Here is a 17,628-nt window from a genome sequence, read left to right as displayed (position 1 = left end):
GACTGTGTGGCCCGCCGATCCTATGGGCTTGAGCCACTAATTTCAAAGAGTTTGCACATCCGTTGCAAAAGGTTTGCGACCCAGGCGACGAAAGACCCCGGGGGTCTGACCAGTGAGGCGGCGAAAGCGGTTCGCAAAGTTGGCCCCATCGCTGTAACCGACCCGGCTGGCGAGTTCACTCAAAGGCCAGTTGGTGTAGAGCAGCAGCTGGCGCGCCTTGTTCATCCGAAGCTGGGTCAGCCAGGCCATGGGACCCATGCCGAACGCCTGCTGGCAGAGCCTGTGCAGGTGAGGCACGGAGCAGGCCATCTGATCCGCCAGCAGGGCCACGCTCCAGGGCTCGTCCAGACGCGCCTCCACCCGCCGAAACAGCGCCTGCAGCCTCAGCTCCGGGGTACCGCGCACCTCTCCCTGCAAGGCTCTGTCCAGCAGGGCCAGCAGCAGGCTCAGCAGTTGGGGCTGCAGGGGGGATCTCACCCCTTCCCCCTGCATCAGGCTGAGCAGATGATAGAGCTGCTCCCCCTCCTCCCCCAGCCAGATGCGGTGGCCGAGCCGGTGCAGGTGGCGCCAGCGCGGCACGTCGTCCAGCAGGATCCAGCTGGTCTGCCACTGCTCCCCCGCGAGGCGCAGCCCCCCCGGCACGGCGGCGGGCAGGAACACCAGGGCCCCAGCCGGGATCGGCTGCTCCCCCGCCTCGGTGAGCAGCATGCCCCCCTCCCCGTGGCTCACCATCAGGATGTGAAACTCGGGGTGGTTGCGGCGGATCAGGTAGTGATCCCGGATGTGGGAGAGACCGGTCAGGAAGATGCCCGCCTCCCCGAGCAGGGGCAGCCCCTCGCGCCCCAGCATCCGCTCGTCACAGCCCGGTGCGATTTCCAGGCACTCGCTCGCAAAGCTCATGGCACCTCAACAAGATAGTTTTGCACAAGAAAGCCGAGAGTCGCTCACAGTGGGAACCCTCGCAACTACCCCTATCATACCTCCGATGAATATCATCTTTTACCAACCCGGTTAACAGATATGAATTATTGGCAAGCGATTTTAAAACAAACCACCGATCGCGAGTTCATGACCCGATTGTGGCGGCTGGCCCTGCCGGTCTCGCTGCAATCCATGATGTTCTCCCTGCTCGGCCTCATCGACATCATGATGGTGAGCCAGCTTGGCACCACGGCCGTGGCGGCCGTCGGCTTGGGTAACCGGGTTTTCTTCTTCAACCTGCTGGTGATAGCGGGGCTCTCCGGCGGGGTCTCGGTGTTGGCGGCACAATACTACGGTCGCGGGGATCTGGCGGGGGTGCGTCGCTCCCTGGCGCTGGCGCTGGTGGGCGCCCTGCTGGTGAGCCTGCCCTTTGCGCTCGTCTACGTGCTCGCGCCGGGCAGCGTGCTGGGCTTCGCCAGCCAGGATCCCGTGCTGCGTCCCCTGGCGGACGAGTTTTTGATGATCACGGGGGCCACCATCCTCTGCACCGCCGTGGTGGTGCCCCTGGAGGCGGCCCTGCGCTCGGTGGGCAACGCGGCGGCGCCGACCCGCATCGGCATCATCGCCATCATCGCCAACGTCATCCTCAACTACGCCCTCATCTTCGGTAATTTCGGCTTCGAGGCCATGGGCGTCGCGGGTTCGGCCTGGGGGACGACCATCTCCCGTCTGCTGCAAACCGCACTCTTGCTGGCCTATGTGCTGCGCAAGGAGCCCAGGCTGGTGCCGCGCCTGGCGGACTGGCTCGCCGCCTTCCAGCGCAAGGAGGTGGTGCGCTTCACCCTGATCGCCCTGCCGCTGTTGTTGCACGACGGGCTCTGGGCCTTCGGCATGCTGCTCTACGGCTTCCTCTATGCCCATCTCGGCACCGACTCCCTCGCCATCATGACCACGCTGGGGACGCTGGAGAGCATCCTTATCTCCCTCTTCTTCGGGCTGGCGGTGGCCTGCTCCACCCTGCTCGGCCACCGGCTCGGGGCCGAGGAATATGACGAGGCCTGGCAGCACTCCCAACTGTTCCTGCTGCTGGCCCCCATAGGTGCCCTGCTGGTCGGGATGGCGGTCTGGATGGTGCAGACCAACCTGCTTCAGTGGGTGGGCAACCTGCCCGCCGAGCTGATGGGAGAGGCGGGTCAGGTGCTCGGTATCCTCTGCATCGGCATGCTGCTCAAGGTGTTCAACATGGTGGGTATCGTCGGGGTGCTGCGCTCCGGCGGCGACGTGAACTACAGCATCTTCATCGACGTGGTCGGCATGTGGTGCATCGGCCTGCCGCTGGCCTGGGTGGCGGTCAGCCTGCTCGGCTGGCCCCTCGCCTGGGTGGTGGCCGTGGTGCTCTTGGAGGAGCTGTGCAAGGTGCTGCTGGTGCAGCGCCGCATTCGCCAGCGCCATTGGCTCAAGAACCTGGTGATGGGCTGATGCGTGGGCAAAATGCGGGGTCATATCAATGACAGAAAATCCCCTTTTGCAGTATGCTTTGCCCTCTTCAATCAGCGACGGGGCACCCTTGCCCCGTCAGTAGTCGTTTAAGGAGACGAGCATGCAACCCGAAAAAGAGCTGATCACCGAGACTGCCCTGCTGGAGATGGCCAACAAGATCATCCGGGAACACGAAGACTTCATCCACGGCATGCGCGCCGACGCCGTGGAGCAGAAGGGGGAGATCCTGGTGTTCAAGGGGGAGTTCTTCCTCGGCGAGGATGGCACCCCGACCGGCAAGACCATGGCGGTGTTCAACATGTTCAAGCTGCTGGCCCAGCAGCTGTCGGGCAAATACCGTCTGGTGTAAACGCCCGCTGCGCTCGTGAAAATGCCACCCCAGGGTGGCATTTTGCATTTCTGGCCCGGCATCCGCGCCGGGGGACCCTGTCATTCGTGAAAGGCCCGACCGAGGTTCTCCAGCCGCTGCGCCAGGGGAGGCAGGCACTGGCTGCTGCGGGTCAGGGCCGCTATGTTGCCGGCGTTGCACTCGGCAATCTGCTGGACCCGTCCAAGGCACTCCCCTATCTCCGCCGAGACCCTGGACTGCGCCTGGGTGGTGGCCGCTATCTGGCCATTGAAACGGTTGATGTTGTCGATGTCATCGGCCACCACCTGCAGCATCGCCACCGCCGACTGGCTGGCGAGGACGCATCGGCTCACCCCCTCCCGACTGCTCTGCATGGCGCCGGCCGCCTGACGGCTCCCCTGCTGGAGCCCCTCGATGATCTGCTGGATCTCGCGGGTGGAGACGGAGGTCTTCTCGGAGAGGTGGCGCACCTCGTCGGCCACCACCGCAAAGCCCCGCCCCTGCTCCCCCGCTCGGGCCGCCTCGATGGCGGCATTGAGCGCCAGCAGGTTGGTCTGCTGAGCGATGTCGTGAATGACCTCCAGCACCTTGCCTATCTGGCTGGTCTGCCGTGCCAGAGAGGCCACCGTCTTGTCGGTCTCATCCATGCAAAGCGCCAGCGCCTCGATGTCCTGCCCGGTCTGCACCACGCTGGCCCGCCCCTTGCCCACCTGATCGCTGGCCTCATCGGCACACCGCAGGGTGTGCTCAACCTGAGCGGCGATCTCCGTCATGGCCGAGAGCATGAGCGCCATGTCGCCGCTCATGCGCGCCACCTCATCCAGCTGATGCCTGGCCCCCTCCTCCAGGGTCGAACCCGTTCGGGCCAACTCCTGGCTCAGCCCCCCCAGATTGCGGCTGTCGCGCACCACGCCGTCCACCAGGTTGGACACCTGGTCGAGGAAGCGGTCGAAGCGCTGCCCGGAGGAGAGCCTGAGCCCCTCCTCACCGGCCTGGGCCCCGGCCCCCTTGTTCAGCTGGTTGGCCGCCATCAGCACCTTGCCGAGCACCTCCTGATTCTCGGTGGCATCCGCCAGGCTGAGCCGCGCCAGGTAGATGAGGATCCCGCTCTCTATCACCACGTAGAAGGCGTGCAGGAAGATCATCCCCCAGCCGCCGTGGGTGGCCATCACATAGACGGGGAAGCCGGCGTGTTGTAGCACATGAAACAGCACGTGGTGCACCGCGATCACAGCCGCCGCGACGATGATGGGGAGCCAGTCCCGATAGAAGGTGAGCACCGCCAGCAGCACGAAGATGCCGAAATGGATCTCGATGACCCCTCGCGCCTGATTGATGTGCAACGCCGCCATCACCATCAGCCCGACCCCGATGAGACAGCGCATCAGCCGGGTGCCCCCTATCCCCCGGTAGAGCGCCGTCAGGAGCAGGCAGACCGGCGCCCCGATCAGGGCCGTCTGCAGCCAGGTCTGGTGCCAGAAGGCCAATCCGCCAGAACAAAGCAGCGTAAACCAGAGCAAACCCAGCATGATCCTGTCGCTACTGCGATAATGGTCGCTAAAATCGGTGGTGGCCGTCATGGGCTATCTCCTTGAGATGTCGGCAATTTCATCCTGTAACAGGATAGAAGCCGCCCGGAGAGCCGATGATGAAACGGTGAATAATCTTGAAGGCGCGGGAGGGGAAGCCTGTGACCGGCCAGGGATGGCATGGCCGGTCGGGATCCGTGGCCAGACGCCACAGGGGCGTCTGGAAGGAGCAGGAGCCTCAGAACAGAAGGGGCCGGGCCCCTCAGGCCACGCTGGCGTTGAAGGGCTTGTTCAGCAAGGCGCTTTCGCTGATCACGCAGTTGCGCCCCGCCATCTTGGCCAGATAGAGGCACTCGTCCGCCCGGTTGAGCAGGGCTTCTATGCCCTCACCGCGCCGGGCCAGGGTCAGGCCGATGCTCACCGTCACCTCCAGCAGCTCGTCTGAGGTGGGGCTCTTCACCAAGCGCGCCTCCACCGCCACCCGCAGCCGCTCGGCCACCCGCTTCGCCTGCACCAGATCGCCGCAGCCACTCAGCAGGATGGAGAACTCCTCGCCGCCGTAGCGACCGAGCACCATGTCGGGCTCCAGCTGCTCGCTCAGGGTCGCCGCCACCTCCTTGAGCACCGCATCCCCCGCCAGGTGGCCGTAGGTGTCGTTGATCCGCTTGAAGCGATCCAGATCCAGCAGCAAGACGGCAAAGGGCTTCTCCTTGCTGAGCAAGGCCGCCCTGGCCTGCTCGATCTGCTTCATCAGCAGTCGCCGGTTCATCATGCCGGTCAGCTCATCCGTGGTGGACTCCCGATAGAGCTGTAGCAGCATGTTGAGCTGGCCGCACTGCACCCAGGCGCTCGCCAGGGTAAAGAGCGCCAGCAACCAGATCTGGTTGAGGGTCTGCAGGCCCAGCAGGGGTTGATCCACCAGCCACCAGTTGCCCGCCAGCATGGTGACCAGGATGCACCCCGCCAGTTGCAGGCTGAGGGAGAGGGGTATGGGGAAGATGGCGAACAGGCTGATGAGCAGATAGGGGAAGGCCATGTAGCCCGCCTGCAACTCCTGCTCGGATCCGAAGGTACGCAGGCAGATGAGGGAGAACAGCATCATCACCGCCATCAGGTAGCCGAGTGCCAACTTCATCCTGGTGCGCTTGAAGTGGATGAGATAGGAGAAGGGGATGAGCGGCGAGAGCGCCAGCAGGCAGAAGACACGCGCCTGGAGCAAGGCTTCGAACTGGGCCGGGGCCAGGGTCAGCCAATCCACCAGGGACCAGGTGGGGAGCCCGACCATCAGCAGGCAGGTCAGCAGCCGCAGACGGACCGTCATGAAGCCCATCCGGGTCAGGGTAAAATCTTCAGAATGCGCCTTTGCGCTCCAAAACTCCGACAACTTCAGCATCCAGAGTCTCCACATGACAACTGAGCGCTCATTCTACACCGTCCTCACACGGATACATCACGGGGACCTGATTTATCCGTCGGGGAGCATCATGCAAACCGGCAGATCATAATCACCACACGCAAACGTTTCAACCCATCAAAAAATAAACCTTTTCCCGCTCAATTAACGCTGGAAAGCCTCATTTCAATCACTACAATAGCGCCCAATTTTTCTCCCCCTCCCCCACAAAATTTGAGGTATCTATGGAACAGGCAGCCGTTTCGCGCGCCCCCGTCGCCGAACCCCATCCCCCCAGGCGCCCCCACAGCGAGCTGGTCTACGGCATAGAGGAGGTCCCACCCCTGCCCCAGACCCTGTTCGCCGCCCTGCAGCATATGCTCGCCATGTTTGTCGCCATCATCACCCCGCCCCTCATCATCGCCAACGCCCTCGGTCTCCCCGCCGCCGACACCCGCTACATCGTCTCCATGTCCCTGGTCATGTCCGGCATCGCCTCCTTCATCCAGACCCGCCGCTTCGGCCCCCTCGGCTCCGGCCTGCTGTCGGTGCAGGGCACCAGCTTCAACTTCCTCGGCCCCATCATCGCCTCCGGCCTCGCCCTCAAGCAGGCGGCCATGCCCACCGAGGATCTGCTGGGCACCCTGTTCGGCACCATGCTGGCGGCGGCCCTCACCATAGTGGTGATGAGCCGCTTCCTGCACTTGGTCAAGCGGATCATCACCCCGCTGGTGACCGGCATAGTGGTGCTGCTCATCGGCCTGACCCTGATCAAGGTCGGCCTCATCAGCATGGGGGGCGGCTACGGGGCACTCGCCGATGGCAGCTTCGCGAGCCACACCAACCTCTTCCTCTCCCTGCTGGTGCTCGGCCTCATCGTGCTGCTGCAGCGCAGTCGCAACCCCTGGCTGCGCCTCTCCGCCATCATGATCGCCATGCTGGTGGGTTACGCCGTGGCGCTGATGCTGGGCAAGGTGAGCGCACCCACCTTCGATGGTCCCCTGGTGATGGTGCCCATCCCGCTGCACTACGGCCTCGGCTTTGACTGGCACCTGTTCGTGCCGCTGGCCATCATCTTCGTGGTGACGGCGCTCGAAGCCATCGGCGACATGACCGCCACCTCCGACATCTCCGGCGAGCCCCTGGAAGGGCCCATCTACATGGCGCGGATCAAGGGGGGCGTGCTGGCCGACGGGGCCAACTCCATGCTGGCGGCCGTCTTCTCCACTTTCCCCATGTCCACCTTCGCCCAGAACAACGGCGTCATCCAGCTGACCGGGGTGGCCAGCCGCCACGTCGGCCTCTTCATCGCCGCCATGCTGGCCCTGCTCGGCCTGTTCCCGGCGGTGGCGAGCCTGGTGCAGCAGATCCCCGAGCCCGTGCTCGGCGGCGCGACCATCGTCATGTTCGGCACCATCGCCGCCGCCGGGGTGCGCATCATCTCCCGGGAGGAGCTGGACCGCCGCGCCCTGATGATACTGGCGGTGTCCCTTGCCATGGGCCTCGGGGTAGCCCAGGTGCCCGAGGTGCTGCAACACCTGCCGGAGCTCGCCAAGAGCGTGCTCTCCTACGGCGTCGCCACCGGTGGCCTCACCGCCATCATATTGAATCTGCTGCTGCCCAAACGCGGCCAGACCCACGCCTAATCGGTTCCAACGAAGCCCCGCCATGCGGGGCTTTACCTCCCCGACCGCCACGGGTACTGTGCTGGGCAGCCTCTGCCCAAGGATGCCCTTCATGCCCTATGCCCTGCAGCCTTCCCCGCCCGCCGGCCACCCCCCTGACCAGATATTGGCCAGGGAGCAGCAGTGGCTGCGGGAGTGCGCCCATGACGGCCAACCCCGCGCCCACCTCTGGCAGGGGCCCCAGTGTCTCATCGTCACCCGCAAGGACGTGCGCCTGCCCCGCTATCAGGCGGCCTGCGGGCGGCTCGCCGCCGAGGGTTGGCCCGTGTATGTGCGTGACAGCGGCGGCACCGCCGTGCCCCACGGCGCCGGCATCCTCAACCTGTCGCTTATCCTGCCCCGCACCACAACGGATCTGGCCCACTACTACCGGCTGTTGGGGGCGCCGCTGCTGACCCTGCTCGGGGAGCACGACCTTGAAGGGGGCTACGACTTCGTGCCCGGCTCCTTCTGCGACGGTCAGTACAATCTGGTGATCGAGGGTCGCAAGGTCACCGGCACCGCCCAGCGCTGGCTGGCACCGGGTCAGGATCATCAAGGGGCCGTGCTGGCCCAGGCCATGCTGCTGGTAGGGGGCGACGTGGACGAAGGCACCCGGATGGCGAGCCGCTTCTACGAGCTGGCGGGGGGTGAACTGCGCTTCCTGCCCGGCACCTCCACCACGCTCGCGCACGCTATCCGCTGGCAGGGTAGCGGGACCGAGCTGGTAAACAAGGTGCGAGCGCGATTGGAGAACCTGCTAACTGAAGGGCAACTCCCCCCCCTGACTCTTTCCGCATAGAGCGGGAAGGTCCCTCCTTGCAAATACAGCGTCCATAAAAAAAGCCACGACCTGGGTCGTGGCTTTTTCTTGGCGGCCGGGGCAATCAGACTCAGGCGGTCTGCGGCTCGGGCTCGGATTCCGTATCGCTGTCCCGGTCCCGACTGAAGTAGGCACGGGTCTCGGCGATCACCACGTGGCGCAAACCGATGAGACCGATGAGGTTCGGCACCGCCATCAGGCCGTTGACGATATCCGCCAGCAGCCAAATCATGTCCAGATGGAGGAAGGCGCCGCTCGCCACCAGCACCAGGTAGACGAGGCGGTAGGGCTTGATGGCCTTGACCCCGAACAGGTACTCGGTGCAGCGCTCACCGTAGTAGTTCCAGCCGAGGATGGTGGTGAAGGCGAAGAACAGCAGGCCTATGCTCACCAGGTACTGGCCGACTTGGGCATCCAGTCCCTGAGCGAAGGCCTGGCTGGTCATGGCGGCGCCGCTCAAGTCCCCGCTCCAGACCCCGGTCACCACCAGGGTCAGGCCGGTCATGGTGCAGATGATCAGGGTGTCGATGAAGGTGCCCGTCATGGAGACCAGACCCTGCTCCACGCAGGAGTCGGTCTTGGCCGCCGCCGCGGCTATGGGAGCCGAACCCAGCCCCGACTCGTTGGAGAAGACTCCCCGCGCCACCCCGGACTGGATCGCCAGCATGATGCCGGCGCCGACGAAGCCGCCGGTGGCGGCGTGACCGGTGAAGGCGCTGTTGATGACCAGCAGCACCGCGTCCGGCAGGGCGCCCGCGTTGTTCACCAACACCCCGGCGCAGGCCAGGATATAGAAGATGGCCATGAAGGGTACCACCTTGCTCGACACGCTGGAGATGGACTGGATGCCCCCGAGCGTCACCAGGGCGACGATCAGGGTCAGCACCACGGCAGTTGCCTCGCGGGGCACCGAGAAGGAGAGGCTCATGGCATCCGAGATGGCGTTGACCTGGGGGAAGGTGCCGATGCCGAAGAAGGCGACGCCGATGCCAAACAGGGCGAACAGCTTGGCGAGCGGCTTGGAGCCGAGCCCCTTCTCCAGGTAATACATGGGACCGCCGGCCATCTGGCCGTTGGCATCCTGCTGGCGATATTTGACCGCCAAGAGACACTCGGCGTACTTGGTGGCCATGCCGAACAAGGCCGCCATCCACATCCAGAACAGGGCGCCCGGGCCACCGAGCTTGATGGCGGTGGCGACCCCGACGATGTTGCCGGTACCTATGGTGGCGGAGAGCGCGGTGCAGAGTGCGCCGAAACTGGAGACGTCCCCCTGCTTGCCATGGCCCTGATCGCGACCAAATACCAGTCGCAGGGCGAGGGGCAAGCGCACGACCTGAAGCAGACCCAGTCGAAGGGTGAGGTAGATACCGGTCCCGACCAGCAGGATCAGCAGGGGCGGACCCCAGACAAAGCTATCGATGGCGGCGAGCGCCGATTGAATTGATGACATGCATCCTCCTTAAAAAACAGCGATTAAGGAGGAGAAGGATGATCTTCCCATAGGTGTCGCGATCGGCCAGAGGCGATCGGATGCGGGCCAAGCCCAGGTACAACCATCCCATCCCCTCTGTCCTTTTGCCTGAGAGTTTCCGGCGCCAGATTGCGATGCAATCCTGGTGCCTTGCTCCTTCGGCGCCCGATCTAACGGGTCTCTCCAGAGTATCGTCCAGTAGCAGTCCACACCGGTTGCCCGGTACCTGAAAGATTCACTTCTTCGGTGGATGGTCCCCCATCGCTCTCCTGCTACCTTCATCCGAACTAGTTTGGATTAGGAAGCGGGCATGGTAATCCAAAAACTGTGAGCTGTCTCGCACTCCTGCCCCGGCATAGTGGCTTTTTTCCCTTCTCCCCCCTGGCTGGGAAAAATGATACATGTTTGTTAACTATCAACAAGTTATATCCCGGCACCTGACCCGGCTCCCACTGTCGCTCGACAGGGGGTTTTATATCGATAGCACCTTTCGTCTCGACCAGAAAAACTTGCCAACATATCCAATCAAAATGCTTGCACATAAACTCGATTGCCCGATAATTCCGCGCATAACTAAGCACTTTGTATTCAAGTTATGCACAGTGACTGGTTGGTCCCTCCGGACCACTCGCCTGAGCCGGCCGTCGCCGGTTCAATCGCATATGGCTTGGGCATTTCACGCCCCCTAAGGATTTTCAAAAGAGAATGAACGAGACCCTGGTCGCACAAGATTACCGCTCGCTGGTTGAACAATTTGGCTCCCCCCTGCTGCTGCTCGACAAGGCAGCCGTCCGCAAACAGTACCGGGCCCTGGCCGCCGCCCTGCCCGACGTGCGTTTGCACTATGCACTCAAGCCCCTGCCCCACGAGGCTGTGGTCTCTGTCTTGAAGGAAGAGGGGGCCTGTTTCGATCTGGCAACCAATGGCGAAGTTGATCTGGTGCGCAGCCAAGGGGTTCGCCCGGGCCGCTGCATCCACACCCATCCCATCAAGCGAGACAGCGACATCCGCTATGCGCTGGAGTTCGGCTGCACCGTGTTCGTCTATGACAACCCGCTGGAGCTGGAGAAGTTCCTGCCCTACAAGGACGAGGTGAAACTGCTGCTGCGGGTCAGCTTCCCGAACCCGGAGACCAAGGTCGATCTCTCCAAGAAGTTCGGCTGCACCCCGGAGCAGGCGCTGCCGCTGCTGCAACTGGCCCAGGCCAAGGGTATCAAGGTGATGGGATTGTCGTTCCACGTCGGCTCCCAGGTGCCCCACGCCCGTCGCCACGTGCAGGCCATCGACGCCTGCCGCGAGATCATGGAGCAGGCCTGGGAACTTGGCCTCAAGCCCTGGGTGCTGGACATAGGCGGCGGCTTCCCGGTGGATTATGAGGGCGGCGAGTTTGACATCGACGGCTTCTGCGCCCCCATCCGCGAGGCGCTGGCCAAGTTGCCCGCCACGGTGCAGAAGATTGCCGAGCCGGGCCGCTTCATCAGCGCGCCGGCCATGACCTCGGTGGCCAGCGTCATGGGCAAGGCCCACCGCGGCGACAAGATCTGGTACTACCTGGATGACGGCCTCTATGGCAGCTACAACGGCCAACTCTATGACCACGTCACCTACCCGGTGAGTACCCCCTATGCCAGCGGCCCGCAGCACAACGCCGTGCTCTCCGGCCCCACCTGCGACAGCGTGGACGTGATCCGGGATGGCATCATGCTGCCGGATCTGGAGATAGGCGAGCTGGTCATCGGTCGGGTCATGGGAGCCTACACCTGGGCCTCCGCCTCCACCTTCAACTTCTTCCCCAAGGCGAGCATCCTCATCCTGGACAGCGCCCAGAAGCAGAAACTGGTGGCCGTGGCCTGATCTGACGAACACACCAAAAAAGAGGGGGAAGCCTAGGCTTCCCCCTCTTTTTTTGACCCCAAGGCGTCAGACGAACTGGCTACCCAGCAGCCAGGCGGTGTAGGCCACGAAGATGGCGAGCAGCAATCCCCCTTCCACCCGGTTGATCCGCCCCTGCCCCTTGCGGCCCAGACACATGACCAGCAGCAGCAGGGTCAGACCCATCATCACGGACCAGTCTCGGGAGAGCACCATGGCGTCCACATCCAGCGGCGCAATGCCGGCGGCGATGCCGACCACCGCCAGGGTGTTGAACAGGTTGGAGCCGAGCACGTTACCGAGGGCCAGATCATGCTCCTTCTTGCGAATGGCGATGAGGGAGGAGGCAAGCTCAGGCAGCGAGGTACCCACGGCGACGATCGTCAGGCCAATCACCAGATCGCTGATGCCGAGCGCCTGGGCGATAGTCACCGCCCCCCACACCAGCAGGCGGGAGGCGACGATCAGCAGCACCAGCCCGAGCACCAGCCAGAAGATGGCGCTTTTCAGCGACATGCCTTCGCTGCTGATGTCGTCCTCGGTGTCCGCATCCAGGGCATCCCCCTTGCCGCGCATGCCGGCCCAGATGGACCAGCCCATCAGACCTAAGAAGACTACCCCCAGGATCAGGGCATCCATGCCGCCCAGATGACCATCCATCAGCAAGGCGCCGGAGAGCAAGGTGATGCCGAGCAGTATGGGGATCTCCTTGCGCACCACCTGTGAAGAAACGGCGATGGGGCTGATCAACGCGGTCAGACCCAGGATCAGGGCTATGTTGGTGATGTTGGAGCCGTAGGCGTTGCCGAGCGCCAGACCCGGATTGCCCTGGGAGGCCGCCAGGGCGGAGACCACCATCTCGGGGGCCGAGGTGCCAAAGCCGATGATCACCATGCCGATGAGCAGGGGCGGCATGCCCGCATAACGGGCGGTCGCGGCGGCGCCGTCCACAAATTTATCCGCACTCCAGACCAGCAGCGCCAGTCCGGCAATCAGGGCAACAAAAGCCAGGGTCATATTCTTCTATCTCATCGGCTGCAAACACGAGAGCCAGGCTCAAGCCTGGCTCCATCCAAAAACGGGCCCAGTGTAGCGAGCCGATTCGCTATTTCAAGGGTTAATCAAACAACGATTAACATTTCACAGGGCCGCCAGCAGACTCTCTGCATCGGACACCTCAAACTTGCCGGGCGCCTCCACGAACAACTGCTGCACCACCCCATCCACGGCTATCAAAGCGAAGCGCTGGGCGCGCAGGCCACCGAAGGCGCCAGTCTCCTTGGCAAGGCCGAGGGCCTGGGTCCAGCTGCCGTCCCCGTCTGCCAGCATGGTGATGGTCGAGGCGTTCAGGGCCACCTGCCAGGCCTTCATCACAAAGGCATCGTTCACCGACAGGCAATAGATGGCATCGACCCCCTTGGCCTGGAACTTGTCCGCCAGCACCACATAACCGGGCAGGTGGGCGTTGGAACAGGTGGGGGTGAAGGCGCCGGGCACCGCGAACAGCACCACCTTCTTGCCCGCGAACAGGGCCTGGGTGTCCTGCACCTGCTTGCCGTCCTGAGTGATGAAGGTGAATTCCCCTGCGGGCAGGGATTGGCCGACTGCGATCATGATCTCTCGTCCTTAAGTGGAGGGAAGGAGCCCCAGTCTACTCCAACCCGGAAGAGGGGGACACAGGCCCTATTGGCAATGACCTGCCGGGAGCCATGGAAGGTGCGTCGGGCAGCCCGCACCGAACGGTTTGTCCTGCCGGTGAGGCTGCCCAATTGAAATAGCCCGCATAGGACGGGGGATAGGGTCACTCGCGCCGCGAGTCTCAGCCTTGCCGGCGAACCAGCCAGGTTGAAATGGCCAATAGAGAGTCCGGCGTAAATTCGGCGGCCCGTGCAGCTATCTCTGCCAGGCTCATCCAGTAGACGGCGCTCACCTCCTCCGCCTGCAACTGCAAGGGGCCCTGATAGCGACAGCTGAACAGCCCGCCCCAGACCCGATAAGCGCAGCCATGGGTCGCCTCCTCTCCCTCGGCATAGAAGGTGCCAAAATCTTGCAGGGGCACATCAAGGATCCCGAGCTCTTCCGCCAGCTCCCGCCGGGCGCTGGGCTCCATCGCCTCCCCCTGGGTCACCACACCGCCGGCGCAGGCATCCAGCATGCCGGGGCAGAAATCCTTGCCGAGGGTGCGTCGCTGCACCAGGATGCGGCCCTCATCGTCCAGCACCAGGATATAGCTGGCGCGGTGGCGCAGGTTCTCCCGCCGCACCCGTGCCCGCTCGGCGACGCCTATTACGCGATCATGCTCATCTACTACGTCCACCCACTCCACGCTAGGCACCTTGTTGCAATCATCCAGTGAGCCGCAGTATATCGGGGCCAGACCCCGCTGCGGCAGCCTTTTTTCACGGCGTCGATGGCCATGCCACCCGAGGGTCATGCCGCCGAATAAGGATTCATACAAACCTTCACCAAATGTCACATTAGTGTCACGGGACGACGGCATAGTGTGCCCTGTCCAAGCAACGGGGTGTTTTGCCATGAAGGTGTTCAAGCAGTTGTCTCCTCGCCAGATTGCCCGCTATATCAAGAGCTTCCATCACGGTAGCTTCATGGTAGAGGCACTGGGGCGATTCGAGTTTAGCGGTGGAGCCATCGATTTGAAGACGTTGAGCTGCCATCAGGCCTTGCGGCTGGCCAGGCAGATCAACCTGGCGGTGCGGGATCTTCGCACCACGGCCCTGTTGCCTGGCTGACGTACTCCTTTCCGTCTGTAGTCTGCTTCCATGTACATTTTTGGCCCGCCGCTCACCGAGCGTGCGGGCCGTTTTCATGGCGGGGCAAGGCGGGGCTCAATGCTGCAGGATCTGGGAGAGGAACAGCTTGGTGCGATCCGACTGGGGATGGTCGAAGAACTGATCCGGCACGTTCTCCTCGATGATCTGGCCCCTGTCCATGAAGATCACCCGATCCGCCACCTGCTTGGCAAAGCCCATCTCGTGGGTGACGCAGAGCATGGTCATCCCCTCGTGGGCCAGCTCCACCATCACATCCAGCACCTCGCGCACCATCTCGGGATCCAGCGCCGAGGTGGGCTCATCGAACAGCATCACCTGGGGGTTCATGCAGAGGCTGCGGGCTATGGCCACCCGCTGCTGCTGGCCACCGGAGAGCTGGCCCGGATACTTGAGAGCCTGCTCGGGAATGCGTACCCGGCGCAGGAAGTTCATGGCGATCTCCTCGGCCTGCTTGCGCGGCATCTGTTTGACCCAGATGGGGGCCAGACAGCAGTTCTCCAGTACCGTCAGATGGGGGAAGAGGTTGAAGTGCTGGAACACCATACCCACCTCCCGGCGCACCGTCTCGATGTTCTTGAGATCCGAGGTGAGCGCCGTGCCCTTCACCAGGATGTCACCGCTCTGGTGCTCCTCCAGCCGGTTGATGCATCGGATCATGGTGGACTTGCCGGAACCCGATGGCCCGCAGATGACGATCTTCTCCCCCTTGCCCACCTGCAGGTTGATGTTTCGAAGCACATGAAACTCGCCATACCATTTGTTGACGTCCTTGAGCGCGACCACGGTCTCTGTTGTCATTTTGAAATTACTCCTGATACCTGCACGTCTTGCGCTGTGTGATTGAGGCTATTGAGGGCAATCCCCGCGTCCTTCGTCATGTTGAAACCACTCCTAATGCTTGTGACCCGTATTGAGTTTGTGCTCCAGATAGATGGAGTAGCGGGACATGCCGAAACAGAACATCCAGAAGATCATCGCGATGAACACATAGGCCTCGGTAGAGAAGCCTAGCCAGGCCGGATCCGCCAGGGCCACCTTGGAGATGGCGAGCAGATCGAACAGGCCGATGATCAGCACCAGGCTGGTGTCCTTGAACAGCGAGATGAAGGTGTTCACCAGGGAGGGGATGGTGATCTTGAGAGCCTGGGGCATGACGATGAGCCCCATCACCTTCCAGTAGGAGAGCCCCAGGGCCTCCCCCGCCTCGAACTGTCCCTTGGGGATCGCCTGCAGACCGCCACGGACCACCTCGGCCACATAGGCAGACTGGAACAAGATGATACCGATGAGGGCCCGCAGCAGCTTGTCGAGCTCCACCTCGCTGGTCATGAAGAGCGGCAGCATGACGGACGCCATGAACAGCACAGTGATGAGCGGCACCGCCCGCCAGAACTCGATGTAGACGGTGGAGAGGCTGGAGATGACCGGCATGTGGGAGCGCCGTCCCAAGGCCAGCAGGATCCCGAGGGGCAGCGCCGCCACTATCCCCACGACCGCCAGCACCAGGGTCAGCATCAACCCGCCCCAGCGATTGGTCTCCACCACCGCGAGGCCGGCGCCACCGTGGATCAGCAGGAAGGCGATGACGGGGAATACCAGCAGGGTAAAGAGCGCAAGCCAGCCCTTGCGGGGTGTGCGCGGCCAGATGAGCAGCGCCAGCAGCACCGCCAGACCCACGAAGGCCACATTGATGCGCCAATACTGATCCACCGGGTAGAAGCCGTAGAGGTATTGCCCGAGCCGGCTCTCGATGAAGATCCAGCAGGCCCCACCCTGGGTGCAGTCGGCGCGGCCGCTGCCCTGCCAGGTGGCGGAGAAGAGCGCCCAGTCCAGCGCCGACCAGAGCAGCGGCAGCAGCAGATAGGCCAATACCAGGGTCAGCAGGCTGCTCCACCAGTTGGGGAACAGATTCTGCCGCAACCAGGCCAGCGCGCCACGCCGGTTGTCCGGGGGGGGCAGCGCCTCTTGCAATTCGTTCACATGCATACGACCTCCCCACGGCTTTCGGGATGAAGAGAAGCGCGCTGACAGGCCTTGGTCCCTCGTTGTTTCATCGACATAAGACCCCCTAGCGCTCGACCAGCGCCATCTTGCGGTTGTAGATATTCATCAGGACCGAGGTGCTGAGGCTGATGAGGAGATAGACCCCCATGGTCATGGCGATCACCTCGATCGCCTGCCCGGTCTGGTTGAGGGTGGTCCCCATGAACACCGAGACCAGATCCGGGTAACCGATGGCGGTGGCCAGGGACGAGTTCTTGGTGAGGTTGAGATACTGGCTGGTGAGGGGCGGTATGATGACCCGCATCGCCTGGGGGATAATCACCAGTCTGAGCGTCTTGGTAGGAGATAGCCCCAGCGCGGAGGCCGCCTCCGTCTGGCCCTTGCTGATGGCCAGGATGCCGGAGCGCACTATCTCGGCGATGAAGGCCGCCGTGTAGATGGTGAGCGCCACCAGCAGCGCCGCGAGTTCCGGCAAGACCGTCAGCCCGCCCCGGAAGTTGAAGCCTTGCAGGGTCGGGATGCTCCAGCCGAGAGGGCTCCCCACCAGCAGGAAGGTGACGAAGGGTAGCAATATGATGAGCCCTATGGTGCTGCTCCAGACCGGGAAGGCTTTGCCGGTCAGCTCCTGGCGGCGAGCGGCCCAGCGGCGCAGGCCCCAGCTGATGATCAACGCCAGCAACAGGGCCCAAAGCACATAACCGAAGCCATCTTCAAACAGCGGCTTGGGCAGATAGAGCCCCCGCACATTGAGAAAGGCGAGCTCTCCCAGTTCCACGCTCTGGCGCGGGGATGGCAGGGTGCGCAGCACCGAGAAGTACCAGAAGAAGATCTGCAGCAACAGCGGTATGTTGCGGAAGGTCTCGATATAGACGGTGGCTATCTTGGCCACCAGCCAGTTGCTGGAGAGCCGGGCCACCCCGAGCACGAAGCCGAGCACGGTCGCGAACAGGATGCCGAGCACGGAGACCAGCAAGGTATTGAGCAGGCCCACGACGAAGGTACGGCCAAAGGTGTAGGTCTCGTCGTAGGGGATCAGGCTCTGCAGGATGCCGAATCCGGCGGAATTGCCCAGAAAATCGAAGCCGGTGGTGATGCCACGGGTGGCCAGATTGGTCAGGGCATTGTTGATGATGTAGAACAGAAACGCGAGAACGGCGGCGATGGCCAGACACTGGAACACCAGCGCCCGCACCTTGGCGTCGTACCACCAGCGGCCCTGTTCTTTCCTATGGTTTGATGCATGTGACGCCATAAGGATGACTCCGACAAAGCCAAGGCATGGAGAAAACGGGGGGCCAGGCCCCCCT

General features: G+C 63.2%; 16 protein-coding genes and 1 riboswitch. Of the genes, 6 read left to right on the top strand and 10 right to left on the bottom strand.

Translation table 11 applies throughout. The features are described from left to right. Positions 1 to 42: 42 nt before the first annotated feature. Positions 43 to 900 carry a helix-turn-helix transcriptional regulator gene (locus tag ACT5M9_RS17730; protein ID WP_457980022.1) on the bottom strand — a complete coding sequence of 286 codons (858 nt, stop codon included), beginning with the start codon at positions 898 to 900 and terminating at the stop codon, positions 43 to 45. A 120-nt stretch (positions 901 to 1,020) separates the two neighbouring features. On the opposite strand from ACT5M9_RS17730, the gene ACT5M9_RS17725 reads away from it, so the two are divergent. Together ACT5M9_RS17725 and ACT5M9_RS17720 are read left to right on the top strand one after the other, a co-directional pair. Beyond that, entirely contained in the window at positions 1,021 to 2,400 is a 1,380-nt protein-coding gene (locus ACT5M9_RS17725; protein ID WP_457980024.1) for an MATE family efflux transporter, read from the top strand. A 121-nt stretch (positions 2,401 to 2,521) separates the two neighbouring features. Beyond that, a complete protein-coding gene (locus ACT5M9_RS17720) occupies positions 2,522 to 2,770 on the top strand; it encodes a YciN family protein (RefSeq protein ID WP_457980026.1) in 249 nt (82 codons plus the stop codon). Positions 2,771 to 2,850: 80 nt separating this feature from the next. On the opposite strand, the gene ACT5M9_RS17715 is transcribed toward ACT5M9_RS17720, so the two are convergent. After that, on the bottom strand, positions 2,851 to 4,350 hold the full coding sequence (locus ACT5M9_RS17715) for a methyl-accepting chemotaxis protein (RefSeq protein WP_457980027.1): 1,500 nt from the start codon (positions 4,348 to 4,350) through the stop codon (positions 2,851 to 2,853). 211 nt (positions 4,351 to 4,561) lie between these two features. Continuing rightward, positions 4,562 to 5,692: a GGDEF domain-containing protein gene (locus ACT5M9_RS17710; protein ID WP_438550142.1), complete on the bottom strand. Its 1,131-nt coding sequence runs from the start codon at positions 5,690 to 5,692 to the stop codon at positions 4,562 to 4,564. 245 nt (positions 5,693 to 5,937) lie between these two features. Between ACT5M9_RS17710 and ACT5M9_RS17705 the strand changes: the two genes are divergently transcribed. Both ACT5M9_RS17705 and ACT5M9_RS17700 read left to right on the top strand, forming a co-directional pair. Next, on the top strand, positions 5,938 to 7,338 hold the full coding sequence (locus ACT5M9_RS17705; protein ID WP_457980029.1) for a nucleobase:cation symporter-2 family protein: 1,401 nt from the start codon (positions 5,938 to 5,940) through the stop codon (positions 7,336 to 7,338). A gap of 91 nt (positions 7,339 to 7,429) precedes the next feature. Further along, the gene (locus tag ACT5M9_RS17700; RefSeq protein WP_457980619.1) at positions 7,430 to 8,158 is read left to right on the top strand and encodes a lipoyl protein ligase domain-containing protein; all 729 of its coding nucleotides are present in this window, start codon (positions 7,430 to 7,432) and stop codon (positions 8,156 to 8,158) included. Positions 8,159 to 8,249: 91 nt separating this feature from the next. Here the strand turns inward: ACT5M9_RS17700 and ACT5M9_RS17695 are convergent, their stop codons facing one another. Then, positions 8,250 to 9,632: an alanine/glycine:cation symporter family protein gene (locus tag ACT5M9_RS17695; RefSeq protein ID WP_438550145.1), complete on the bottom strand. Its 1,383-nt coding sequence runs from the start codon at positions 9,630 to 9,632 to the stop codon at positions 8,250 to 8,252. Positions 9,633 to 9,739: 107 nt separating this feature from the next. Beyond that, a riboswitch (glycine riboswitch) is annotated at positions 9,740 to 9,850 on the bottom strand. Positions 9,851 to 10,358: 508 nt separating this feature from the next. Between ACT5M9_RS17695 and ACT5M9_RS17690 the strand changes: the two genes are divergently transcribed. Further along, positions 10,359 to 11,507 carry a type III PLP-dependent enzyme gene (locus ACT5M9_RS17690; RefSeq protein ID WP_457980030.1) on the top strand — a complete coding sequence of 383 codons (1,149 nt, stop codon included), beginning with the start codon at positions 10,359 to 10,361 and terminating at the stop codon, positions 11,505 to 11,507. Positions 11,508 to 11,573: 66 nt separating this feature from the next. Here ACT5M9_RS17690 and ACT5M9_RS17685 read toward each other — a convergent pair whose 3' ends face one another. From ACT5M9_RS17685 to yfcD, 3 genes are all read right to left on the bottom strand, one after another. Next, positions 11,574 to 12,542 carry a calcium/sodium antiporter gene (locus tag ACT5M9_RS17685; RefSeq protein ID WP_457980032.1) on the bottom strand — a complete coding sequence of 323 codons (969 nt, stop codon included), beginning with the start codon at positions 12,540 to 12,542 and terminating at the stop codon, positions 11,574 to 11,576. Positions 12,543 to 12,665: 123 nt separating this feature from the next. After that, the gene (locus ACT5M9_RS17680) at positions 12,666 to 13,139 is read right to left on the bottom strand and encodes a peroxiredoxin (protein WP_457980033.1); all 474 of its coding nucleotides are present in this window, start codon (positions 13,137 to 13,139) and stop codon (positions 12,666 to 12,668) included. Between the two features lie 205 nt (positions 13,140 to 13,344). Next, on the bottom strand, positions 13,345 to 13,851 hold the full coding sequence (yfcD, locus tag ACT5M9_RS17675; RefSeq protein WP_457980035.1) for an NUDIX hydrolase YfcD: 507 nt from the start codon (positions 13,849 to 13,851) through the stop codon (positions 13,345 to 13,347). A gap of 208 nt (positions 13,852 to 14,059) precedes the next feature. On the opposite strand from yfcD, the gene ytfK reads away from it, so the two are divergent. Continuing rightward, entirely contained in the window at positions 14,060 to 14,275 is a 216-nt protein-coding gene (ytfK, locus tag ACT5M9_RS17670) for a stringent response modulator YtfK (RefSeq protein WP_456501197.1), read from the top strand. Positions 14,276 to 14,371: 96 nt separating this feature from the next. Here ytfK and ACT5M9_RS17665 read toward each other — a convergent pair whose 3' ends face one another. The 3 genes from ACT5M9_RS17665 to ACT5M9_RS17655 all read right to left on the bottom strand — a co-directional run bounded on the left by ACT5M9_RS17665 (position 14,372) and on the right by ACT5M9_RS17655 (position 17,573). Then, positions 14,372 to 15,115 (bottom strand): amino acid ABC transporter ATP-binding protein, encoded by a 744-nt coding sequence (locus tag ACT5M9_RS17665; RefSeq protein WP_457980037.1) that lies wholly within the window; start codon positions 15,113 to 15,115, stop codon positions 14,372 to 14,374. 93 nt (positions 15,116 to 15,208) lie between these two features. Next, the gene (locus ACT5M9_RS17660) at positions 15,209 to 16,303 is read right to left on the bottom strand and encodes an amino acid ABC transporter permease (RefSeq protein WP_457980039.1); all 1,095 of its coding nucleotides are present in this window, start codon (positions 16,301 to 16,303) and stop codon (positions 15,209 to 15,211) included. A gap of 82 nt (positions 16,304 to 16,385) precedes the next feature. Then, entirely contained in the window at positions 16,386 to 17,573 is a 1,188-nt protein-coding gene (locus ACT5M9_RS17655; protein WP_457980041.1) for an amino acid ABC transporter permease, read from the bottom strand. Between the last annotated feature and the right edge of the window lie 55 nt (positions 17,574 to 17,628).

Source organism: Aeromonas sp. AE23HZ002T15 (assembly GCF_054165525.2).
The sequence above is the reverse complement of the archived record's forward strand: the minus strand, read 5'-3'. Positions and strand labels throughout refer to the sequence as shown.

Excerpts from the sequence above, each read along its gene's own strand:
- ACT5M9_RS17680 (WP_457980033.1), bottom strand. The coding sequence starts at position 13,139 with ATGATCGCAGTCGGCCAATCCCTGCCCGCAGGGGAATTCACCTTCATC.
- ACT5M9_RS17665 (WP_457980037.1), bottom strand. The coding sequence starts at position 15,115 with ATGACAACAGAGACCGTGGTCGCGCTCAAGGACGTCAACAAATGGTAT.
- ytfK (WP_456501197.1), top strand. The coding sequence starts at position 14,060 with ATGAAGGTGTTCAAGCAGTTGTCTCCTCGCCAGATTGCCCGCTATATC.
- ACT5M9_RS17725 (WP_457980024.1), top strand. The coding sequence starts at position 1,021 with ATGAATTATTGGCAAGCGATTTTAAAACAAACCACCGATCGCGAGTTC.
- ACT5M9_RS17720 (WP_457980026.1), top strand. The coding sequence starts at position 2,522 with ATGCAACCCGAAAAAGAGCTGATCACCGAGACTGCCCTGCTGGAGATG.
- ACT5M9_RS17710 (WP_438550142.1), bottom strand. The coding sequence starts at position 5,692 with ATGCTGAAGTTGTCGGAGTTTTGGAGCGCAAAGGCGCATTCTGAAGAT.
- ACT5M9_RS17655 (WP_457980041.1), bottom strand. The coding sequence starts at position 17,573 with ATGGCGTCACATGCATCAAACCATAGGAAAGAACAGGGCCGCTGGTGG.
- ACT5M9_RS17700 (WP_457980619.1), top strand. The coding sequence starts at position 7,430 with ATGCCCTATGCCCTGCAGCCTTCCCCGCCCGCCGGCCACCCCCCTGAC.
- ACT5M9_RS17685 (WP_457980032.1), bottom strand. The coding sequence starts at position 12,542 with ATGACCCTGGCTTTTGTTGCCCTGATTGCCGGACTGGCGCTGCTGGTC.
- ACT5M9_RS17705 (WP_457980029.1), top strand. The coding sequence starts at position 5,938 with ATGGAACAGGCAGCCGTTTCGCGCGCCCCCGTCGCCGAACCCCATCCC.
- ACT5M9_RS17695 (WP_438550145.1), bottom strand. The coding sequence starts at position 9,632 with ATGTCATCAATTCAATCGGCGCTCGCCGCCATCGATAGCTTTGTCTGG.
- ACT5M9_RS17730 (WP_457980022.1), bottom strand. The coding sequence starts at position 900 with ATGAGCTTTGCGAGCGAGTGCCTGGAAATCGCACCGGGCTGTGACGAG.
- ACT5M9_RS17715 (WP_457980027.1), bottom strand. The coding sequence starts at position 4,350 with ATGACGGCCACCACCGATTTTAGCGACCATTATCGCAGTAGCGACAGG.
- ACT5M9_RS17690 (WP_457980030.1), top strand. The coding sequence starts at position 10,359 with ATGAACGAGACCCTGGTCGCACAAGATTACCGCTCGCTGGTTGAACAA.
- ACT5M9_RS17660 (WP_457980039.1), bottom strand. The coding sequence starts at position 16,303 with ATGCATGTGAACGAATTGCAAGAGGCGCTGCCCCCCCCGGACAACCGG.